We start from the raw sequence: 20,754 nt of genomic DNA, 5'->3' as shown, positions 1-20,754 counted from the left end.
AGACTGCGCACCGGTCGCTGTTAGGTTCACCTGCTGGGTCTCACGACTGGACGAACCTATGCTGGCCGTCATGAGACGGACATCCTTTGCACAGTGGCCCTGCTCGATCGCGCGCACCATGGACCTGCTCGGCGACTGGTGGACGCCGCTGGTGCTGCGTGAGGCGTTCTACGGGATCCGGCGGTTCGACGCGTTCCAGGAGTCGCTGGGGATCGCCCGCAACACGCTGACGGACCGGCTGCGCCGGCTGGTGGAGGAGGGGCTGCTGGAGAAGCGGCCCTACCAGACGGAGCCGGTCCGCCATGACTACGTGCTCACCGAGAAGGGGCGCGACTTCTATGGCGTGCTGCTGGTGATGAACCGGTGGGGGGACCGCTGGCTCTCCGGCGAAGCGGGCCCGCCGGTGACGATGCGCCACGAGGCGTGCGGGCAGGACACTCATGCCGAGGTGGTGTGCGCCGCCTGCGGCGAGCCCATGACGGCGGACAACACCCACCCCCGGATGGGCCCCGGCTACCCACCGCACCTGGCCAAACGGCCGGATGTGCGGGCCCGGTTCACGAGCTGACCAGGCAGCGCCCTGCACGGCAGGTCACCCTTGACAAGTGAGTCTATCTACGCAACTTTACCGGTCAGGAGCTCATGCGGGAGTTCCTGGCGGGCAGGGAGGCTGCGAGGTCATGGAGTGGACGGGCGCACGCTATGCGGACAAGCCGACGGTCGAGGTGCACACCTGGATCGCCGCAGCGCCGGCTCAGGTGTGGACGCTGGTGTCCGACATCGAGCTGATGCCGCGCATGAGTTCCGAGCTGCAGTCGGTGGAATGGCTGGACGGCGGGAGCGGCCCTGCCCTCGGGGCGCGGTTCGTCGGCCGGAGCAAGCACGACGCGTTCGGGGAGTGGGCCACCACGTCCCACATCGTCGAGTACGAGCCGCCGAGGAGGCTCGCCTGGGCGGTCGAGGATCCGCAGCACCCGACAGCGATCTGGCGGTTCACCCTGGAGCCGCAGGACGGGGGCACGCTGCTGCGGGAATGGATGCAGATGGGGCCGGCCCCCTCGGGTCTCTCCTTCGCCATCGAACGCATGCCGGAGAAGGAGCAGAAGATCGTCTTCGTGCGCATGCGGGAGTTCGAGGCCAACATGACCGTCACCCTCGAAGGATTCAAGAAGCTGGCCGAGAGCGCCCAGACCGCGGACGAGGCGGATGTCTGATGCGTACCTCCACCACGATCGAAGCCTCCGGGGGCGACTGGCGGGAGATCGTCGACTACGTCACCGAGGCGGAGAGGCTCGGTCTCGACATCTGCTGGGTGGCGGAGGCGTGGGGCTCCGAGGCGCCCTCGCCGTTGGGCTATCTCGCCGCGAAGACCGAGCGCATGCTTCTCGGCTCGGGAATCATCCAGCTCGGCACCCGCACGCCGATGGCCATCGCCCGAGCCGCGATCACGCTGTCGCAGATCTCCCAGGGGCGCTTCCTTCTCGGCCTAGGCCCCTCCGGACCGCAGGTGATCGAGGGGCTGCACGGCGTGCCGTTCGACCGGCCGCTCACCCGGATGCGCGAGACCGTCGAGATCGTGCGACAGGCCGCCTCGGGGGAGAAGGTCACCCACGCCGGGCAGGAGTTCCGGATCCCGCTGCCGGGCGGCGACGCCAGACCCATGCGCCTGTCCATGCGTGCCGAACACGACATCCCCGTCTACCTGGCCACCCTCTCGCCGAAGATGCTGCACCTGACCGGCGAGATCGCCGACGGCTGGCTGGGCACCAGTTTCGTACCCGAAGGCGCCAAGGAGGCGTACTTCGACCACCTGGACCGCGGCCTGGCCAACGCCGGCCGTACACGCGCCGACCTCGACATCTGCCAGGGCGCCGAGGTCGCCTTCGCGGACGACGAGGACGCGCTGCGCGCGATGGTGGCCGGACGCAAGAAGGAGCTGGCCTTCAGCCTCGGCGGCATGGGATCTGCGACCACGAATTTCTACAACAACGCCTACAGCCGTCAGGGTTGGGCCGAGGTCGCGGCCGAGGTACGGGACCGCTGGCAGGCCGGGGACCGGGACGGCGCGGCCGGCCTGATCACCGACGAGATGGTGCTGGCGACCACGCTGATCGGAACCGAGGACATGGTGCGCGAGCGGCTGCGCGTGTGGCGCGACGTCGGTGTCGACACCGTTCGTTTCTATCCCGCCGGCGAGAGCCTCGACGCCCGACTCGCCACCCTGGGCCGGGCCATCGACCTGGTCCGCGACATCGAGGACGAGGCGGCACGCTGACGACAGGCCACCGCGGCCCGAGGCGGGGCGCCATACGCCGACGCCGTCCGCCAGACCCGCGCCTTGAGCCCCTCAGGCTCGGTGCCGTCGAGGCCGGAGTACGCGAAGTCGACGGGGTCCGCGATCGGCGATGACCGTCCTGGGCGTACGCCGTGGCGACGGGGCGCTGACGGGGATGTACCAGGCCACCGCCGAGGTGGCCGATCACGCGGTTGATAGGAACCGTCCATGGACGTACACGGTGAGTACACGGCGTCGTCGTGCTCGGCGCGGGCCCGGCGGATATGGCACCGGTCCGTGCGCGTTCCCTTCGCCGAGTTGTCGGTCGATGCCCTTGCTGATGCCGGCCAGGCATCCCGGAGATGAGGCCGACCATCGTGACGGTGAACTCGTCATCGTCGTGACGACCTGTAAGCGGGCAGACCACCTCGCAGCCGCCGCCGACCGCGAAGGCGAGCAGCCTCGAATCGGCGGCGGGGGCGGCTGACTGCCCGTGCGGCCCGGCCATCGCGGCCGAGGCGTGTCGCCCCGGACTGTGGAAATCTCCTCCTGCGGTTAAGCCCTCTTCGCGCCGCTCTGCTCGCGGACGGCATCGAACATGGCGGTGAGAGCGGGACTCTCGGCGAGGCTGCTCAACAGGGCGTGAAGCGAGTGCCGTTCAGTGGTGCCCAGGTCGGTGAGGGTTTCGCTGTCGAGACCGACGAGTGTGCGGTTGAGGTCGGCCAGGACCTTGCGCCCGGCGTCGGTGATGTCGACGGCGTACCGGCGTCGGTCCTGCGGATCGCGTGTCCGCTCGGCGTATCCGGCCCGTTCCAGGTCGTCGAGGCTCGTCACCATCGTCGCCGGGTCGATGCGCAGGAACGAGCCGAGCGCCAGTTGCGGCATGGCGCCGTTGTCGGCCAGGGCCTGCAGGACGCTGTAGTGGCGCACGCGCAGGCCGGTTCCGCTGATGCCGTCTTCGGCGATCCTGAAGGCCACCTGTCCGAGTTTGACCAGCAGGCAGATGGTGTGTTCGGCCACGGTCCCCGGTACCAGCGGAGCCTCGGACATCGTTTATCCCGCCTATGGTTAGCCCTGCGTATCGTCTGGGTCCATCGTACGAGAAGGCCTGGCGCGGCCGGACCGGGGCAGCTATCCCGGTGCGCGGGAAGAGGGGCTCGCAGGGCAGGGCATCGGCTGGGCCGCCGCCGTCAGCCGACGATGGTCCGGCCGAAGATCTGCCGGGCGATGACCCACTTCTGGATCTCGTTGGTGCCCTCGTAGATCTCGCCGATCTTGCTGTCCCGGTAGATCGCCTCGACGGGGCCAGGGCTTCCGTCGGCGCCCAGTTCGCGGGCGAAGCCGAGGCCTCCGAAAGCCTGGACGGCGTCGCGCGCCATGTCCACCGACAGCTTGGTGGCGTAGTACTTCGCCATCGCGGCCTCGGGTTCCGGGGACGGGTTGCCGGCGTCCAGGCGCAGGGCCGCCTTGGTGACGAGGGTGCGGGCGTTGTCGATCTCGGTGGCCCGCTCGGCGAGCAGGAACTGCCAGTGCTGGTTGGCGGCCACCGGCTTGCCGAAGGCGTGTCGCGTCGACAGGTGGGCCACGGTGTGGTCGAAGGCGGCCTGCGCCATGCCGACCCCGGCGGCCGCGATGCCGATCCGGCCGTAGGTCAGTGTGGACAGCGCGTGGCGCAGTCCGTGTCCCTCGGCGCCGCCGAGGAGGTCGGCGTCGGACAGGCGGACGTCCGTGAAGCGGATGTCCGCGGTGAGCTGGCCGCGGTTGCCCATCTTGCGGTCGGCAAGGCCCACTTGAACGCCCGGAAGCGTTGTGTCGACGATGAACATGCTCAGCCGCTCGCCGGTGCGGGCGAGGACCACCACGAAGGCGGCCACGGGCGAGTTGGAGATCCACCGCTTGTGGCCGTTCAGCACCCAGCCGGTCTCGGTGCGTACGGCCTCGGTCTGAACGGCCTGCGGAGACAGGTCGCTGGAGGCGTCCGGCTCGGTGGTGGCGAACGCGCCGACCACCGAGCCCTGTGCGACCTTGGGCAGCCACAGCTGCTGCTGCTCCTCGGTGCCCTGCCGCAGGGCGTTGCCCGCCAGGATGCAGTGCACGTCGAAGACGGCCGCGACGCTGCTGGAGTAGTAGGCCAGTTCCTCGATCGCCGCGGCGGTGGCGGTCGCCGGGTGGGCCAGGCCATCGCCGCCGACCTCGCCGGGGAAGGGGATCCGGAAGACCCCCGCCGATGCGAGCGCGTCGAACACCTGCCGGGGGAAGCCGTCGGTGCGCTCGTCGCCGTTCGCTATCGCCGCGGCGTGCGGAGCCACTTCTTGCTCCGCGATCCGGCGCACGGCGGCGCGTACGGACTGGGTCTCCTTGGGGGCGAGGAGCTCGTGGTAGAGCCGGTCGCTCTGGCGTGCGGGAGTGGAAGTCATGCGCGGACCGTATCATTCGTAGTGCGTATGATTAGTTGACCAATCGATTGTGGAGGTTCGACCATGACACGGACGCTGGCCGGCAAGACCGTCCTGATGTCGGGAGGCAGCCGCGGCATCGGACTCGCCATCGCCCTGCGCGCGGCCCGCGACGGGGCGAACGTGGTGATGCTTGCCAAGACCGCCGTACCGCACCCGAAGCTCGAAGGCACGGTCCACACCGCGGTCGGGGAGATCGAGCGCACGGGGGGCAAGGGGCTGGCCGTCGTCGGTGACGTCCGCAACGAGGACGACGTACGCACCGCCGTCAACGCTGCGGTCACTGCCTTCGGCGGCATCGACATCGTGGTCAACAACGCCAGCGCGATCGACCTGTCGTCGACGGAGCAGCTGGAGATGAAGCGGTACGACCTGATGCAGGACATCAACACGCGAGGCACGTTCCTGCTGAGCAAGGCCGCGATCCCGCACCTGCGCGCGGCGGACAACCCGCACATCCTCACCCTCTCGCCGCCGTTGAACCTCGCGCCGCACTGGGTGGGCAAGCATCTCGGTTACACGCTCTCGAAGTACGGGATGAGTCTGTGCACCATCGGGCTCGCCGAGGAACTCGCCGCCGACGGCATCGCCGCCAACTCGCTGTGGCCGCGAACCCTGATCGACACCGCCGCCGTACGCAACGTGGTCGGCGGCGCCGGACAAGCCCGTAGTCCGCAGATCATGGCTGACGCCGCGTACGCCGTCCTCACGCGTGACGCGCGCACGTGCACCGCCAACCTGTTCATCGACGACGAGGTCCTGCTCGACGAAGGCGTCACCGACCTGTCCGTCTACAGCCCTGCCGGATTCGAGAGTGATCTCGCGCTCGACATATTCGTCGACGCTGCCTGATCCCGCTCGGTTTCGAGGCGGGGCGGGCCTCACCCCGCTCGCAGCGACGATCCGTGCCGCCGGTACGCAAGGCGTGCGCAACTCGAATGCCATGTCGCGGCCGTCGGTGAGGAGTCGGGAGATGGTGGTCTTCCCAACCCGGGCGGCCCCGCACAAATCTCGCGGCGCTCATCGGGCTCTGGGCATACCGGCGGGGCGCTAGAACAGCCTCCCGCGGCGTGGATCTCAGGAGCTTCGGTCGCCGGAAGTGGCCCGCTCGCTCGCCACCTTCCCGGCTCAGCAGAACCACCCCCGCCACCGATGGTAAGTGGATCGACTTGCCTTAAGGGTGGTGCGGGGGCTACCTTCCGGTGGTGAGTTCATCGACTTACCTTACTTCTCGGCGAGGAACATTCACCATGAATCGTCTTGCGGGCAAGCGCGCCCTCATCACCGGCGGCACGAGCGGTATCGGTCTGGAGACCGCGCAGCGTTTTGTCGCGGAGGGCGCCGACGTGCTGGTCACGGGCGTCACCCCGGCCAGCATCGACAGGGCCCGGCAGATCCTCGGGGACAAGGTGCCGGTGGTGCAGGCCGACGCACGCGATCTCGACGCGCAGCGCGCCCTGGCGAAGCAGGTGGGTGAGCACTTCGGAAAGCTGGACGTGGTGTTCCTGAACGCCGGTGTCTCGGACTGGCGGCCGTTCGAGGACCACACGGAGGACAGTTTCGACCGGCTCTTCGACATCAACGTCAAGAGCGTCTTCTTTCTCACGCAGGCCCTGGTGCCCGTGCTGGCCAACCCGTCCTCGGTCATCCTCAACGCGTCCAACAGCGCGCACGGCGGCTACGGGCATTCGAACGCCTACGCCGCGACGAAGGCGGCTGTCTCCTCTCTGATGCGGTCGTGGAACGCGGACCTGCTCAGGTCGCACGGCATCCGGTTCAACGCGGTCAGCCCCGGCCCGGTGGACACCCCGCTGTACGCCAAGCTCGGGATCGAGGACCCCGCGGTGCAGGCGGCGGTGCTGGAGGGGATCAGCGCCGGCATCCCGCTGGGCCGCATGGGTCTGCCCGAGGAGGTCGCGGAAGCCGTCGTGTATCTGGCCTCCGACGCCTCCGCCTTCGCGGTGGGCCAGGACCTTATCCTGGACGGCGGCCAGACCGTCCTCTGACAGCGGGGACGCGGCCGGAGACGGGCGAGGGGCGTGGGTATGTCGGTGGCGGACCGTGACCGAGCGGAAAGCGGTGGCGATGCGTGCCAGGCCGGGTATCACGCGCAGATCAAAGAGGAGAACCGTGCGCGTATTATCCGCGCCGCCCGCGACCTCTTCCTCGCCCGGGGATACGACAAGACCTCCCTGGCTCAGATCGCCAAGGAGGCTCGCGTCTCCACCGGCACCCTCTTCAAGCGGTACCCCTCCAAGGCCGCGCTGTTCGCGGCCGTTACCTCCGAACAGTGGCAGCTGGACGTGGAGTACGCCGAACCGCCCCCGCCCGGCGACCCCCGGTACGGTCTGGACCACATCGGCCGTGACTACGCCTGCCTGGTCTCGCGGCCCGGTACGGCGGCGCTGTGCCGCCTCATCATCACCGAGCTGCCGACGATGCCGGAACTCGCCGACATCGTCGGCACCGGCTTCGCCATCGACCGCGGACCCTTCTTCGACCGGCTCCGCGACTACCTGGACGCCGAGGCGCAGGCCGGCACACTCGACTTCCGTTCGGCCGACGGACAGCCACAGTCGGCGGCCGAAGTCGCCGAACAGTTCCTCGGCATGATCTGCAGCCAGTTCCTGTGGCCCCAACTTGTACGGACCGACTTTGTCCCGCCCAATCCCACCGACGCCGCGATCGTGGACGAAGCCGTCGCCCTCATGCTCAGCCGCTACGGCACCGGATCCTGACCCTCGGACCACCTGTTCACGCTGCCACAACGCCAAGACGTCATCCCTGCCAGGACAGCCGCGGGTAGGGGTGACTCGACCGGCAACGAACACGGGCGAGCGCGACCGGTCATTCCAGCAACCAGCAGCGGCAGTCGGCCGAGCCGGGTCGGCACTCCGCACCGTCGAGTCCGTCGGCCGCGTGCCCCTCGGGCTCCAGCCTGCCCCGTTACTCCGCGAGCAGTCGGCGCAGCCACTCCATCTGGGCCGTCTGGCAGGCCTGGGAGAGGGTTGCCCGGGGGACGAGGCCGTCAAAGCCGTGGAAGCCGCCGGGCCATACGTGGAGCTCGGCGACTCCGCCGGCCTGCCACAGGCGGGTGGCGTAGGTGACGACCTCGTTGCGGAACGTCTCGGCCGAGCCGACGTCGAGGAAGGCCGGGGGCAGCCCGGACAGATCCTCCGCGCGGGCCGGGGCGGCGTACGGGGAGACGTCCGGGCCGCACGCGCCGCTCGCCGAGCAACGCGGTCCACCCGCTCTCGTTGGCCGTGCGGTCCCACACGCCGAGGCCCGCCATCGCGTGGCGTACACCTCGCTGGACTTGACGGTGAAGTTCCTGCGGCGGATCACCGTGGACACGGGCACGGTGCGGGCGATCGGCACGGTTGTCAGCCAGAGTCGTCAAACTATCCAGCGCGTGAAGTGATCGGCACCGGTGTCCGTCGGTGTGGAACGTGCTCCCCGTGACTCATGTCCCGGGGCAGCCGTTCACGGCGTGCGATCGGCGCGGCGGAGAACCGGGCGCAGGGTTTCGATGACGCCGGGGTCGTCGACGGTGGAGGGGATGGGTTCGTCGTGGCCGTCGGCGATGCCGCGCATGGTCTTGCGCAGGATCTTTCCCGAGCGGGTCTTGGGCAGGGCGGCCACGACCGTGACGTCCTTGAGGGAGGCGACGGCGCCGATGCGTGTCCGTACGAGCTGGACGAGTTCGGCCTCGACCTCGCCCGGTTCGCGGTCGCTGCCTGTCTTGAGGACGACGAAGCCGCGCGGGATCTGTCCCTTGAGTTCGTCGGCGACCCCGATGACGGCACATTCGGCGACGTCGGGGTGGGCGGCCAGGGCCTCTTCCATGCTGCCGGTGGACAGCCGGTGTCCGGCGACGTTGATGACGTCGTCGGTGCGGCCCATGACGAAGACGTAGCCGTCGTCGTCGATGTGGCCGCTGTCGCCGGTGAGGTAGTAGCCGTCGTGGGCGGAGAGGTAGGAGGCGACGAAGCGGTCGTCGTCCCTCCAGAGGGTGGGGAGCGCGCCGGGCGGCAGGGGGAGCTTCACCACGATCGCGCCGTCGACGCCCGCGGGTACCGGCTCGCCCGAGGCATCGAGGACGCGGACGTCCCAGCCCGGCAGCGGGCGGGTGGGGGACCCGGGCTTGAGGGGAGCGGCTTCGATGCCGACCGGGTTGGCGACGATGGGCCAGCCGGTCTCGGTCTGCCACCAGTGGTCGATCACCGGGATGCCCAGGAGGGCGCTCGCCCAGTGGTAGGTCTCGGGGTCGAGGCGCTCGCCGGCGAGGAACAGGTGGCGCAGGCCGCTCAGGTCGTGATCCGCAGTGAGCGTGCCCTTCGGGTCCTCCTTGCGGATGGCCCGGAAGGCGGTGGGCGCCGTGAACATGGTCTTGACCCGGTGCTCGGCGGCCACGCGCCAGAACTGGCCCGCGTCCGGTGTGCCGACCGGCTTGCCCTCGTACAGGACCGTCGTGGCGCCGGCCAGCAGGGGCCCGTAGACGATGTACGAGTGCCCGACGACCCAGCCGACGTCGGAGGCGGTGAACATGGTCTCGCCCGGGCCCACGTCGTAGACGGCGCCCATCGACCACTGGAGCGCGACCGCGTAGCCGCCGCAGTCCCGGACGACTCCCTTGGGTTTTCCGGTCGTTCCGGACGTGTAGAGGATGTAGAGGGGATCGGTGGCGGCGACGGGAAGGCAGTCGGCCGGCGTTGCGGCCGCGACCGCGTCGGCCCAGTCGAGATCGTCGGGCCCCAACTCGGCCCGCTCCTGCGGGCGTTGCAGGATGACGCTCTTCTCCGGCTTGTGGGCCGCGAGGTGGATCGCCTGGTCGAGAAGGGGCTTGTACGCGATCACACGCTGGCCCTCGATGCCGCACGAGGCGGAGACCACGACCTTGGGGGCCGCGTCGTCGATGCGCAGGGCGAGTTCGCGCGGGGCGAACCCGCCGAAGACCACCGAATGGACCGCGCCGATCCGTGCGCAGGCCAGCATCGCGACAGCGGCTTCGGGGACCATCGGCATGTAGATGACGACCCGGTCGCCGTGCCCCACGCCGAGCCCCGCCAGTGCTCCGGCGAAGGCGGCCACCTCGTCTCTCAACTGCGCGTAGGTGTAGGTGCGTCGGGTGTCGGTCACGGGTGAGTCGTGGACGAGCGCGGGCTGTTCACCCCGGCCGGCCTCGACGTGCCGGTCGAGTGCGTTGAAACAGACGTTGAGCCGTCCGTCGGGGAACCAGCGGTAGAAGGGCGCGCCCGTGGAGTCCAGGGCGCGGTGCGGGGTGACATCCCAGTCGATGCCTTCCGCCGCCTTCAGCCAGAAGCGCTCCGGGTCCTCGGTACTGGCGCGGAAGACATCCTCGTACGTTCCCATCGCGCACTCCTTTGTGGCATCGGGACGGTGGTGTGGTTGCGTGCGGAACGGTGTCGGACACACGTACCGCATGGCGCCCGGCGTGGTCGAGCAGGATGCCGCTGACCGGTGGGCCGGTCACCGGCATCGCGGTGGTGCGGCGGCCTGAGGGGCAGACCTGACGTCCGGCGCGGCTTTCGCTCACGCGCCGAGGTGCTTGCGGAGCCACTGGCCCATCTGCCCGATGGCCTGGTCCACCTCGGGTACGCGCCCCGCGCCGAGGACGAACGAGTGCTGCCCCTCGGGCATCGCGTGGACCTCGGAGGTCACCTTGAAGTCGGAGAGCCGGCGGCCGAGCTCGGCGCCGTCGTCGGCGAGGGTCTCGTACTCGCCGTAGTAGACGATCGTGGGCGGCAGGCCCGTCAGGTCGGCGTTCGCGATGCTGATCTCGGGGGCGGCGAAGTCCACCGAAGGGTCCTGCAGCCAGGCTCCCCGGAAGAGTTCGAGGGTGGTGCGGCTGAGCATCTTGTCGTTGTCCTCGTTCTCGTCGACCGACGCGTGCTGGATGGTCAGGTCGGTCCACGGCGAGACGCTGACGATCGCACCGGGGGTCGCCTCGCCCTTGGCGAGGAGGCGGAGCGGCAGCATCACCGCGAGGGTGCCGCCGATCGAGTGGCCCGTGCTGCCGATGTTCTGCGGCTGGTAGCCCTGGGAGAGCAGCCACCGGTAGGCGGTCTCGGCGTCGTCGAGCTGCGCCGGGTGGGGGTGCTCGGGCGCCAGACGGAAGTCCACGACGAGCGACCGTGCGCCGGCCGCCTTCGCGATATGACCGGCGGCCTTGCGGTCGGAGTGCATGGAGGCGGTGACGGATCCGCCGAAGTGGAAGTGGAGCAGCGCCCGGTCGGGGTTGGCGCCCTCGGGGATGGCCCACAGGGCGGGGACGCCGCCCGCGTCCACTTCGGCGTAGGTGACGCCTTCCGGCTCGCTCGACGCCTTGTGGTTGGAGTCGACGATGTCACGGATGACGGCCAGGTCGAGGCCCGGTGTCGCCGACTTCGCGCTCACGCTCGCGAGGAACTCCGCGAACTCGTGTGCCTGTGGGCTTACTCCCATGGTGGTGGTGCTCCTTCTCGGGCGGGTGCCGTGCCGGGTTCCCCTGCGGCAGCCGGGTCGATGTGCCGGTCATGACGCTACTGGCTGAGTATAGAAAAGTAAACTCAGATGGGGTGATATCAGCCTCATGGATGCGAGGAGGCCCTTCAGGGCATCGGAGATGGGCCCCATCTCGACCGGGGACGTCCAACGGCGCAATCGCCCCGGGCCCTGGAGGCCGGGGGTGAGAGGTGGTCCGCTCTGATCCAGTGCGAGGTCGTGCAGTCGGTGAGGTGCTCGGTCATAAGGCGGCTGCTGGGGGGAACGCCGATGACGAGAGCAGGATCGAAACCGGACGGGCGCAGGGCGAGCTGCCGTGTCGCGGTGATGAGTTCGACCTGGAGCTTGGGGTACCGGCGGCGAACGCGTCCCAGGGCGGGGGGCGAAGGCGGTGCCGCAGCCCCGCCGTGGCCGCCGGTAAGCTCGTCGAGGCGCTCCGCGCCTTGTGCAAGGATCTTGAGGTGCCTGGTGTCTACCCCTCAAGCCCGCGGCGCCGACAGCGAGTCAAGGAACGTGATGGCCACGACAGCCAGGTCCGCGGGGACGAGATGACGAGCCATGCCTGACCACGCTGCGGCCGAGATTCTCGCCGATGTCCACCGGGGCGTCGGCCGCATCCTGTTGAACCGGCCTGGGGCGCTCAACGCCCTGACCACGGACATGGTCGCCGCCATCGACCGTGCGCTCGCCTCATGGGAGCAGGCACCGCTGTCCGCTGTGGTGCTCGCCAGTACCGGCACGAAGGCGTTCTGCGCCGGTGGGGACATCCGTACGATCCGTGAGCACAGCCTTGCCGGCGATGCCGAGGCCAGTGAGCGGTTCTTCGCGTCCGAGTACCGGCTCAACGCCCGGATCGCCGAGTATCCCGTTCCGGTCGTGTCGCTCATCGACGGCCTGTGCATGGGCGGCGGCCTGGGGCTGTCGGTCCACGGTGGCTTCCGTGTCGTCACCGAACGCGCGGTGCTGGCGATGCCCGAGACCGGGATCGGGTTCTTCCCTGACATCGGGGCGAGCTACTTTCTGCCGAGGCTGCCCGGCGCGATCGGCATGTACCTGGGACTGACCGGGCAGCGGATCGACGCGGCCGATGCCCTGTACACGGGGCTGGCCACGCATTTCGTTCCGGCGGACCAGCTGGACACGGTGGGGGACGCCCTGGCCGACAGCCCCGATGAGCCGGTGGACGTCGTCCTGAACCGCCTCGCCGGCCGTTCCCCGGTGGCGGAGAGCAGGCTGGCGGAGGTTCGCGGGGATGTGGACTGGGCTTTCGGCGCGTCGACCCTCGGTGAGATCGACAAACGCCTGCGCCGGCTCGACACCCCTTGGGCGGCATCCGCGTTGGGTGCCCTGGAGTCCGCCTCGCCGCAGAGCCTGGAGATCACCCACGCCTTGCTGGCCCGGGGCAGACAGCGCACGTTGCGCGAGTGCCTGGAGGCCGAACTCGCCCTCACGCGCACGACCATCCGCACGCCGGACTTCCTGGAGGGCGTCCGTGCCGCCCTGGTCGACAAGGACCGCGCTCCCACCTGGCAACGTGCGTCGCTCGGCGGGCGGACGATGCCGTCCGGAGCATGTCCGCCGTGAGCAGGACACAGCCTTGCGCGAGGGGAGGGGCAGGAGGGCCGCGCGTCAACGAAAGGGGAACGCATGCGGCAGCCGTACCGATCATGACAACCGGTAGGCCGCTGATGCGAGCGGTCTGACCGCGTCCGTACAGCCGGATCTCATCGACCACGGCGACAGCGTGCCACCGTTGTCGCGGTTGCGCGCGTTCTGGACCGAGTGGCGAGGAAGGATCTACCGGGATGTGGGGCGGCAGGGCACACTTCGCGCGGGCATCTGAAGCCGCGCGCCGCGCTGTGTCGCGGGCATGCGGCGTGCCGAATGACCCGAACCCCTGCAACTGCAGCTCTCCGCGACATAGTTGCGATGTGGACCGCCAACGGGGTCGTCCTCTGATGACCGTGCCGGGACGGAGGGGCTGTTGCCGGCCGCGTCTCAGTCGTTGCCGGGAACCATTGAGACCACGACCTTGCCGGCCTTGGTGCGGCCCTGCTCGACATATGCCATCGCCTCGAGGGTCTGGTCGAAGGGGAAAGTGCTGTCGATGACCGGGCGGAGTTTCCCGCTGTCGTAGAGGGCGCTGAGTTTGCGCAGTTGGGAGCCGTTGGCCTGCATGAAGAGGAACTCGTAGCGCACGCCCAGCGCCTTGGCCCGCTTGCGGACCTTGCGGCTGAGGGTGTTCATGACCAGGCCCAGGACGGAGGGGGCGCCGAGCTGCCTGGCGAAACCGGCGTCGGGCGGGCCGACGACGCTGACGGCCAGACCGCCGGGCTTGAGCACGGTCAGCGACTTCTCCAGGTTCGCCCCGCCCACGGAGTCCAGCACCAGGTCGTAGCCGGACAGCACCTTCGAGAAGTCCTCCGTGGTGTAGTCGACGACGAGGTCGGCGCCGAGGCTTCTGACCAGCTCCTCGTTCCTGGGGTTTGCGGTGGTCGCCACCGTGGCGCCGAGGTGCTTGGCGAGCTGGATGACCGTCGACCCGAGCCCCCCGGCTCCGGCGTGGATGAGCACCTTCTGCCCCGGCTTCACGTGCGCGCGGTCGACGAGGACCTGCCAGGCGGTCAGGGCCACCAGCGGCACCGCGGCTGCCTCCTCCAGGGACAGCGAGGCCGGCTTGGGCGCGACATCGTCGACGTCGATCGCGATGAACTCCGCGAAGCCCCCCACCCGCAGGTCGCGCGGACGGGCGTAGACCTCGTCGCCGACCTCGAAGCCGCGGACGGCGGAACCGACCCGCGTCACGACGCCCGCCACGTCGTGGCCGAGCACGAACGGGCGCTTGTACTTCAGGAGCTGCTTGAACTCCCCGTTGCGGACCATCTTGTCCAGCGGGTTGACGCCGGCGGCGCTCACTCTGACCAGGACGTCGCGGTCCCCGACGGCGGGCTCGGGTACCTCCGCGGCGCGTACGCCGTCCTTGCCGTACTTCTCGACGACGAAGGCCTTCATGCCGGCCGCCTTTCTGTGTGGGTGTTCCGGTGCTCGATGTGATGCTTCGGGCAGGTCCCCTTGTGCGCCCCGTTTCTCGCGTGCGGCCGGGGGAGCTGCTGGTCATGACGCTACTGGCTGAGTATAGAAAAGTAAACTCAGAAGAGGTTAGTATCACTGCATGGATGCGAGGACCGAAACTCTTCAGGACGCCGGCAGGGACCCCCGCCTGGACCGGGACACGTCGAACTGCTCGATCGCCCGGACCCTTGAGGTCGTGGGTGAGAAGTGGACGATCCTGATCCTGCGCGAGGTCTGGTACGGATCATCCCGTTTCAGTGAGTTCGAACGTGTTCTGGGCTGTCCTCGCAACCTCCTCGCGGCGCGGCTCAAGATGCTGGTGGAGGAAGGGATCCTGGCCACCGAGGCCTACAAGGAGCCGGGCTCGCGGAGCCGGCCGAAGTACGTGATCACGCCCAAGGGTGCGGATCTGGTCCCGGCCGTGATGGGGCTCCTGCAGTGGGGTGACCGCTACCGCGCCGACCCCGAGGGCCCGGCCATGCTGGCGCGGCACCGTGGATGCGGCGCGCACGTCGACGCCCGGATCCGCTGCGACCGGGGCCACGCCGTAGAGCCGGAAGACATCGAGAGCATCCCAGGCCCCGCCTTTCGTCTGAGGCCCGCCGAGTGACCTGAGCGCGGTGGCGCCAGGAGCTCGAGGGGGTCAGTCTGCCGGGGTGTACTCACACTCCGCCTGGCCCGGCCTGGTGGAGACGGACCTCTGTGCGGTTGCCGCAGCGGGACATGGAGCACCAGCGGCGGTTGCGGGCAGGGGGAGCGGTCCACGAAGCGCAGGGCGCATTCGTCCGCACCGCAGACGCGTACCCGCCGGATATAAGACGGTTTGTCGTGCCGAGGAGGCGCGTTGATGGGACAGCCGACAGTGACGACCGGAGTCAAGCAGGTGGACGGGATCCGCCTGCACTACGTCCGAGCCGGATCCGGCCCCCTGCTCGTGCTGCTCCACGGCTGGCCGCAGACTTCCGACTGCTGGCGGCCGGTGCTGGCGGATCTCGCGGCCGACCACACTGTCGTGGCGCCCGACCTGCGCGGCTACGGCCTGAGTGACAAACCCACGGCCGGTTACGACAAGCGGCGGATGGCTGCCGACATCGCCGGTCTCGTTGAAGCGCTCGGCTTCGAGAAGGCCGCGGTCGTGGGGCACGACCGCGGCGCCCGTGTGGCGCACCGTTGGGCGCTGGATCGCCCCGAGCAGGTGGAGCGGCTGGCCGTACTCGACATCGTGCCCACCCGGGAGATGTTCCGTCGCTTGGATGCCTCCCTCGCCTCCGGGTACTGGCACTGGCTGTTCCAGATGCAACCCGACCTTCCAGAGCGCCTCGTGGGACGCGACATCCGCGGATATCTCGAGTACTTCTTCGAGCGCTGGACCTACAACCGCCACGGCCTGACACCCGAAGCAGTCGACGCCTACGTCCGGGCGTTCTCCCGTCCGGGTGCCCTGCGCGCGAGTTTCGACGACTACCGCGCCATGGAGCAGGACGTCGCCCTCGACGACATCGACGCCGCCGAGGGCCGGCGCCTCACCATGCCGGTGCTGGCGCTGTGGGGTTCCGTGGGGCTGCCCTCCCGCCTGCCGACGCTGGAAATCTGGCGCGAGTACGCGGACGACGTCATCGGTGACGAGATTGCGGAGTGCGGCCATTTCATCCCGGAGGAGCAGCCGACAGCGCTGCTGGCGCATCTGCGGCCATTCCTGGCTGGCGCAAGGGCTGTTTAGCGCGGGTTTTTGTCCATGAGCGCATCGGCGATCTCCTTGGAGAGCACCCACGATCAAGAGCGGCGAACGGATGTGTGCGAAGTCGGGAGTTGAACAGAGTGGTCAGAGCTTGGGTGTCGGGTTCCCTGTGTGAGGTCTCGGGGAGGACGCCGATGCCGTAAGAGCTTCCTGCGCACAGGCCGCTTGCGCCCATGCCGGGACTGCCGCTGAGGAAGCCGGCGAATGCCGGAAATGCCGACGCGACGATGCGGCATCTCGCCGCGAAGAACATGATGTTCCTCCGGTGGCCCATGCGGTCGGCCAGGGTTCGAGGACGAGGCAGCACGCTGACGACAGGCCACGCGGCCGAGGCGGGTCGTCATACGCCGACGCCGTCCGTCAGGCCCCGGTTCAGATCAACCGCGGGCGCTGATGTTGTCGGCCGCCACGCCCGACATCAGCAGGGTGAGCGCATGGAACGTCCTGGTCAGGGCTTCCTCTCTGTTCCTTGCGGCGGCGATGATCTGGTTGCCCTCGCACAGGCCGGCCAGCAGCAGTCTGGCGACAGTGGCGACGGGAACGTCTGGTTGCAGCTCACCGCGTTCGGCCAAAGCGGTCAGCAGCCGTTCGATGGGTGGCTGGGCGACGGTGTCGTTGATGTGCCGGTACTGCTCTCCCAGGACCGAGGGTGCCTGGGCCGTCAGCTCCCGGTGCAGGGGGTCGTCGATGGTCCGCCGCAGGAAGGCGTGCGTGAGATCGGCGACCGCGGTCAGGGCGGGCTGGTCCGGCCCTGTCGCACGGATCGCCTCGCACGTCGCGTCGCTCAGGGCGCCGACCTGCTGTAGCAGTTCGGTGTAGAGCTCGGCGAACATCGCCTTCTTGTCCGGGAAGTGGCTGTAGAAGGTGCCCTTGCTCACCTGTGCCGCCCCGGTGATGGCCTCGACCGACGTGTTGGCGAACCCGTTGTCCACGAACAGTTTCCGTGCGGCCGTCACCAGGTCCGCCCGGGTCTGCTCCGCGTACATCTGTCGTCGGTTTGGGCCTCGCATGCGAACCATCGTATATTCACTGACCTGAGGTCAGTGAATGACCGAGGGTCAGTCGATCGTGACAGTGCCCTCCGGAAGGCAGGCGGAGCCGTGGAAAAGCGCAGGATCGTGTTGCTGGGTGCGACGGGGTACACCGGGCAGCGCGTGCTCCGGGAACTGCTCGCACGAGGGGAGAAGCCGACCTTGGTCGGGCGGAGCCGGACCAGGATGCTGGCCCTGGCGGACCGCTTCGAGGCGGACCTGCCGGTGGCCGAGGTCGACGTCACCTCGACGGCCGACCTCACGCGCCTCGTGGAGCCCAGCGATGTCGTCGTCTCCACGATCGGTCCGTTCATGCGGCTCGGTATGGCCGCGGTCACGGCTGCCGCGCGGGTGGGGGCCCACTACTTCGACTCGACGGGGGAGGGGACCTTCGCCCGCCGCGTCCTGCTTGAGCTGGACGCCGTCGCGGCCGTCCGGGGAGCGACCCTTGTGCCCGCGTTCGGCTACGACTACGTGCCGGGCAACCTCGCCGGCGCGCTCGCCCTGACGCGGGCGGGCGAGCGGGCACGCCACGTGGAGGCCGGATACTTCATCACCCGTTCCGGACACGGGGACGAGCTGCTCTACCGGAGCACCCTGCGGGACGCGTACACCTTGACCACGGGAGGCACACGTCAGACGCTGGTCGCTGCGGCGGCCGGGGACGGGTTCGCCTACCGCAGCCCGCGTCCCTGGGCCACCGCCCGTGTGGTCGACGAGCGGGTCGGCAAGCGGGTGCGTACCTTCTATTACGGCGGTGTGAAACGTGCGTCCATGACCGTCCCGGGCACGGAGCATCTCGGGCTGCCGGAGGTCTTTCCCCAGTTGGAGAGCGTCGAGGTGGGCCTCGGGTGGTTCGGACGGTGGACGCGCCCGGTGCAGATCGCCGCCACGATCCAGGCGCCCTTGCTGCGCTCGGCGAAGGTGCGGGCCGCCCTGGAGCGGTGGTCCGAGCGGCTCCCGGGATCCCGGCGCGAGCCGGATCCCGACGGCCGTTCCCTGGTGATCGCCGTCGCCCGCGACAGCCGGGGCCGACCGCTGGCCACGACGGCGCTCACCGGACCCGATCCGTACGAGATGACGGGATCCCTCCTGGCATGGGGCGCCGCCCGCGCGGCACAGCCGGATGCCGTTCTCAAGCCCGGCGCGCACGGCCCGGTCGCCGCCTTCGGCCTCGACACTCTCAGGCTCGGTGCCGCCGAGGCCGGAGTACACGAAGCCGACGAGGCGTCGGCCCGCCGTCGATGAGGACTGAGCGGGCATAGATCACCGTGCCGCGCCGCTGAAGCTGACGTCGGGAAGCCGCTGCCGAGATGGCGGACCATACGGTCGCCTCCACCGGTTCCCCCTGGCGGGAGGTGGCGGATGCCGCCGCCGGCGTGTTGATGAACAGATCGTTCGATCGGGAGCGATCGGCCCTCGCGGGAGTCGGTCGCCCCAGCGGAAAGGAAGCCGTCCATGGACGAGCAGGGTGAGCGCTTCGACGTCGTCGTACTCGGCGCGGGCCCCGGCGGCTACGTAGCCGCCATCCGGGCTGCCCAACTGGGCAAACGTGTCGCGGTCGTCGAGGAGAAGTACTGGGGCGGCGTCTGTCTGAACGTGGGCTGTATCCCCACCAAGGCCCTGTTGCGCAACGCCGAGCTCGCGCACATCTTCACGCGCGAGGCGAAGACCTTCGGCATCAAGGTGGACGGGGAGGTCTCCTTCGATTACGGGGAGGCCTTCCGCCGTAGCCGGAAGGTCGCGGACGGCCGGGTCAAGGGCGTCCACTTCCTGATGAAGAAGAACAAGATCACGGAGATCAGCGGTCGCGGCACGTTCCTCGACCCGCACACGCTCCAGGTGGCCGACTACGAGGGCAACACCCGCACCATCGGTTTCGATCACTGCATCATCGCTGCCGGGGCGAGCCCCAAGCTGCTGCCCGGCACCCGCCGTACGTCGCGCGTGGTGACGTTCGAGGAGCAGATCCTCGCCGAGGACCTGCCGCAGTCGATCGTGATCGCCGGTGCCGGCGCGATCGGCGTCGAGTTCGCGTATGTCCTGCACAACTACGGTGTCAAGGTCACGATCGTGGAGTTCCTGGACCGGATCGCCCCGCTGGAGGACGCCGAGGTCTCCGCTGAGCTCGCGAAGCAGTACCGGAAGTTGGGGATCCAGGTGCTGACCTCGACCCGGGTCGAGTCGATCGACGAGTCGGGCGCGCAGGTCCGTGTCACGGTCACCGGCAAGGACGGCGCGCAGCAGGTGCTGGAGGCGGACAAGGTCCTGCAGGCGATCGGCTTTGCGCCGAACGTCACCGGGTACGGCCTGGAGAACACCGGCGTGAGGGTCACCGAGCGCGGTGCGATCGATGTCGACGGCCGTTGCCGCACCTCGGTCCCGCACATCTACGCCATCGGCGACGTCACCGCGAAGCTGATGCTCGCGCACGCCGCCGAGGCCATGGGCGTGGTCGCCGCCGAGACGATCGCGGACGCGGAGACCATGGAGCTGGACTACGTGATGATCCCGCGATCCACCTTCTGCCAGCCGCAGATCGCCAGCTTCGGCTACACCGAGGCGCAGGCGCGGGAGAAGGGCTTCGACGTCCAGGTCGCCAAGTTCCCGTTCACCGCGAACGCCAAGGCCCATGGCCTGGGCGACGCGACCGGGTTCGTGAAGCTGATCAGCGACGCCAAGTACGGCGAGCTCCTCGGCGGTCACCTCATCGGCCCCGACGTCACCGAACTCCTGCCCGAGCTGACCCTGGCCCAGCAGTGGGACCTCACGGTCCACGAGGTCGCCCGCAACGTCCATGCCCACCCCACCCTTGGTGAAGCGGTCAAGGAAGCCGTCCACGGCCTCGCCGGCCACATGATCAACATGTAGCGGGATGTGCTCGTCACGCGGCAACAGGGCCCGTGGGTGCTCGGACGGCTTCGCGCCCTCGAGCTTCCGAGGGCCCTGATCCTTTGGTGCGGGGCGATCCGGGGCGGGGGTTCTCGGAGGCATGTGAGAAGCTCAACGCCGAGATGTCCTTGGTCCAGGCGTCTACAAGAACGCGGGCCGTCAGTGCCGCCCCCAGCGTGACCACAAGCAGGTGGGTATCCGGGCTTCCCCGAACAGGAGGGCCCGGCAGGATCGCCCTGTACGAGATCTACGACCTGGCCACGACCTTGGCTGGGTCGCGATCCGGCTGGCTGCGGCGCCGAAGACGTCGTGTGCGATGCGGTCGTCGCTGACGAGGTCGCGGTGTGCTCTGGAGAAGTGGCAGGCGGAATCCGGCGGCGGCCGTGACACGTGCGGGTCGGGTGGTGTGCGTCGTTTTCCTGGTTCCCCGGGTTGGGCGGTCAGATCTGGACGAGGGCCGGAGGCGGCACGAACCCGTCTACTTCCCGGCCGAGCAGCGGGGCGAATTCGATGGTGGTGAGATCGCCTCCGCTCGGGCCCATGGCCTGCAGCCCGATGGGCAGTCCGCTTCGACCTGTACGACGAGCTGATGCGGCACCTGGGCGAGTCCACGAAACCCGGACCGGCCGGCTGGTCCTTGTGGCGGACGACGCCCGCGGCGTCGTGCCTGGGCGTAGAGGGTGGACGGGTCCGCGTGCAGGCTCCGGGTGTCGAGTGGACGCCTCTTCCCGTAGGGGTGTCGCGCCGCAGGTGAGGGGTTGGCGCGGCGCGGGCGGTGCGGCGCGC

At 69.2% G+C, this 20,754-nt stretch carries 19 protein-coding genes and 2 pseudogenes; 12 read left to right on the top strand and 9 right to left on the bottom strand.

Annotated elements, in window-relative coordinates:
* The first annotated feature begins 70 nt into the window (after positions 1-70).
* The 3 genes from ACZ6TU_RS37910 to ACZ6TU_RS37900 all read left to right on the top strand — a co-directional run bounded on the left by ACZ6TU_RS37910 (position 71) and on the right by ACZ6TU_RS37900 (position 2,275).
* Positions 71-568 (top strand): winged helix-turn-helix transcriptional regulator, encoded by a 498-nt coding sequence (locus ACZ6TU_RS37910; protein ID WP_466350244.1) that lies wholly within the window; start codon positions 71-73, stop codon positions 566-568.
* Positions 569-680: 112 nt separating this feature from the next.
* Positions 681-1,214, top strand: coding sequence for an SRPBCC family protein (locus tag ACZ6TU_RS37905; RefSeq protein WP_067425071.1), 534 nt, complete (start codon positions 681-683; stop codon positions 1,212-1,214).
* Positions 1,214-2,275 carry an LLM class flavin-dependent oxidoreductase gene (locus ACZ6TU_RS37900; protein ID WP_466350242.1) on the top strand — a complete coding sequence of 354 codons (1,062 nt, stop codon included), beginning with the start codon at positions 1,214-1,216 and terminating at the stop codon, positions 2,273-2,275. Before ACZ6TU_RS37905 ends, ACZ6TU_RS37900 begins: the two co-directional genes overlap by 1 nt.
* A gap of 555 nt (positions 2,276-2,830) precedes the next feature.
* On the opposite strand, the gene ACZ6TU_RS37895 is transcribed toward ACZ6TU_RS37900, so the two are convergent.
* Both ACZ6TU_RS37895 and ACZ6TU_RS37890 read right to left on the bottom strand, forming a co-directional pair.
* Positions 2,831-3,325: a MarR family winged helix-turn-helix transcriptional regulator gene (locus ACZ6TU_RS37895; protein ID WP_466350241.1), complete on the bottom strand. Its 495-nt coding sequence runs from the start codon at positions 3,323-3,325 to the stop codon at positions 2,831-2,833.
* Between the two features lie 140 nt (positions 3,326-3,465).
* Complete coding sequence (locus ACZ6TU_RS37890) at positions 3,466-4,692, bottom strand: acyl-CoA dehydrogenase family protein (RefSeq protein WP_469553331.1); 1,227 nt, start codon at positions 4,690-4,692, stop codon at positions 3,466-3,468.
* Between the two features lie 63 nt (positions 4,693-4,755).
* Here ACZ6TU_RS37890 and ACZ6TU_RS37885 point away from each other — a divergent pair, with 63 nt between their 5' ends.
* From ACZ6TU_RS37885 to ACZ6TU_RS37875, 3 genes are all read left to right on the top strand, one after another.
* Entirely contained in the window at positions 4,756-5,583 is an 828-nt protein-coding gene (locus ACZ6TU_RS37885; RefSeq protein WP_469553329.1) for an SDR family oxidoreductase, read from the top strand.
* A 398-nt stretch (positions 5,584-5,981) separates the two neighbouring features.
* Positions 5,982-6,737 carry an SDR family oxidoreductase gene (locus ACZ6TU_RS37880; RefSeq protein ID WP_466350238.1) on the top strand — a complete coding sequence of 252 codons (756 nt, stop codon included), beginning with the start codon at positions 5,982-5,984 and terminating at the stop codon, positions 6,735-6,737.
* A gap of 39 nt (positions 6,738-6,776) precedes the next feature.
* A complete protein-coding gene (locus ACZ6TU_RS37875) occupies positions 6,777-7,469 on the top strand; it encodes a TetR/AcrR family transcriptional regulator (protein ID WP_466350237.1) in 693 nt (230 codons plus the stop codon).
* A gap of 208 nt (positions 7,470-7,677) precedes the next feature.
* On the opposite strand, the pseudogene ACZ6TU_RS37870 reads toward ACZ6TU_RS37875, so the two are convergent.
* Positions 7,678-8,029 (bottom strand): annotated as a pseudogene (locus ACZ6TU_RS37870) (alpha/beta hydrolase); the annotation flags it as partial.
* Between ACZ6TU_RS37870 and ACZ6TU_RS37865 the strand changes: the two are divergent.
* Positions 8,027-8,134 (top strand): annotated as a pseudogene (locus ACZ6TU_RS37865) (aromatic compound degradation protein PaaI); the annotation flags it as partial. The pseudogenes ACZ6TU_RS37870 and ACZ6TU_RS37865 sit on opposite strands and share 3 nt — an antisense overlap.
* A gap of 80 nt (positions 8,135-8,214) precedes the next feature.
* Here ACZ6TU_RS37865 and ACZ6TU_RS37860 read toward each other — a convergent pair.
* The 3 genes from ACZ6TU_RS37860 to ACZ6TU_RS37850 all read right to left on the bottom strand — a co-directional run bounded on the left by ACZ6TU_RS37860 (position 8,215) and on the right by ACZ6TU_RS37850 (position 11,609).
* Positions 8,215-10,104 (bottom strand): AMP-binding protein, encoded by a 1,890-nt coding sequence (locus tag ACZ6TU_RS37860; RefSeq protein ID WP_469553326.1) that lies wholly within the window; start codon positions 10,102-10,104, stop codon positions 8,215-8,217.
* A gap of 180 nt (positions 10,105-10,284) precedes the next feature.
* Positions 10,285-11,196 (bottom strand): alpha/beta hydrolase, encoded by a 912-nt coding sequence (locus ACZ6TU_RS37855; RefSeq protein WP_469553324.1) that lies wholly within the window; start codon positions 11,194-11,196, stop codon positions 10,285-10,287.
* A 146-nt stretch (positions 11,197-11,342) separates the two neighbouring features.
* Positions 11,343-11,609: a hypothetical protein gene (locus ACZ6TU_RS37850; RefSeq protein WP_469553395.1), complete on the bottom strand. Its 267-nt coding sequence runs from the start codon at positions 11,607-11,609 to the stop codon at positions 11,343-11,345.
* Between the two features lie 184 nt (positions 11,610-11,793).
* On the opposite strand from ACZ6TU_RS37850, the gene ACZ6TU_RS37845 reads away from it, so the two are divergent.
* Positions 11,794-12,819, top strand: coding sequence for an enoyl-CoA hydratase/isomerase family protein (locus tag ACZ6TU_RS37845; RefSeq protein ID WP_469553323.1), 1,026 nt, complete (start codon positions 11,794-11,796; stop codon positions 12,817-12,819).
* Positions 12,820-13,233: 414 nt separating this feature from the next.
* Here ACZ6TU_RS37845 and ACZ6TU_RS37840 read toward each other — a convergent pair whose 3' ends face one another.
* Positions 13,234-14,247: an NADP-dependent oxidoreductase gene (locus ACZ6TU_RS37840; RefSeq protein ID WP_469553321.1), complete on the bottom strand. Its 1,014-nt coding sequence runs from the start codon at positions 14,245-14,247 to the stop codon at positions 13,234-13,236.
* Positions 14,248-14,407: 160 nt separating this feature from the next.
* Between ACZ6TU_RS37840 and ACZ6TU_RS37835 the strand changes: the two genes are divergently transcribed.
* Entirely contained in the window at positions 14,408-14,917 is a 510-nt protein-coding gene (locus tag ACZ6TU_RS37835) for a winged helix-turn-helix transcriptional regulator (RefSeq protein ID WP_469553319.1), read from the top strand.
* Positions 14,918-14,969: 52 nt separating this feature from the next.
* On the opposite strand, the gene ACZ6TU_RS37830 is transcribed toward ACZ6TU_RS37835, so the two are convergent.
* Positions 14,970-15,032: a hypothetical protein gene (locus tag ACZ6TU_RS37830; RefSeq protein ID WP_469553392.1), complete on the bottom strand. Its 63-nt coding sequence runs from the start codon at positions 15,030-15,032 to the stop codon at positions 14,970-14,972.
* 122 nt (positions 15,033-15,154) lie between these two features.
* Between ACZ6TU_RS37830 and ACZ6TU_RS37825 the strand changes: the two genes are divergently transcribed.
* Entirely contained in the window at positions 15,155-16,027 is an 873-nt protein-coding gene (locus ACZ6TU_RS37825) for an alpha/beta fold hydrolase (protein WP_469553317.1), read from the top strand.
* Positions 16,028-16,422: 395 nt separating this feature from the next.
* Here ACZ6TU_RS37825 and ACZ6TU_RS37820 read toward each other — a convergent pair whose 3' ends face one another.
* Complete coding sequence (locus ACZ6TU_RS37820; protein ID WP_469553315.1) at positions 16,423-17,055, bottom strand: TetR/AcrR family transcriptional regulator; 633 nt, start codon at positions 17,053-17,055, stop codon at positions 16,423-16,425.
* A gap of 90 nt (positions 17,056-17,145) precedes the next feature.
* Between ACZ6TU_RS37820 and ACZ6TU_RS37815 the strand changes: the two genes are divergently transcribed.
* Positions 17,146-18,324, top strand: coding sequence for a saccharopine dehydrogenase NADP-binding domain-containing protein (locus ACZ6TU_RS37815; RefSeq protein WP_469553314.1), 1,179 nt, complete (start codon positions 17,146-17,148; stop codon positions 18,322-18,324).
* A gap of 210 nt (positions 18,325-18,534) precedes the next feature.
* The gene (gene lpdA, locus ACZ6TU_RS37810; protein WP_469553313.1) at positions 18,535-19,947 is read left to right on the top strand and encodes a dihydrolipoyl dehydrogenase; all 1,413 of its coding nucleotides are present in this window, start codon (positions 18,535-18,537) and stop codon (positions 19,945-19,947) included.
* Positions 19,948-20,754: the final 807 nt, after the last annotated feature.

This window comes from Streptomyces sp. NPDC052064, assembly GCF_055585925.1.
Note: the sequence above shows the minus strand (reverse complement) of the source record. Positions and strands in the feature narration are given on the sequence as shown.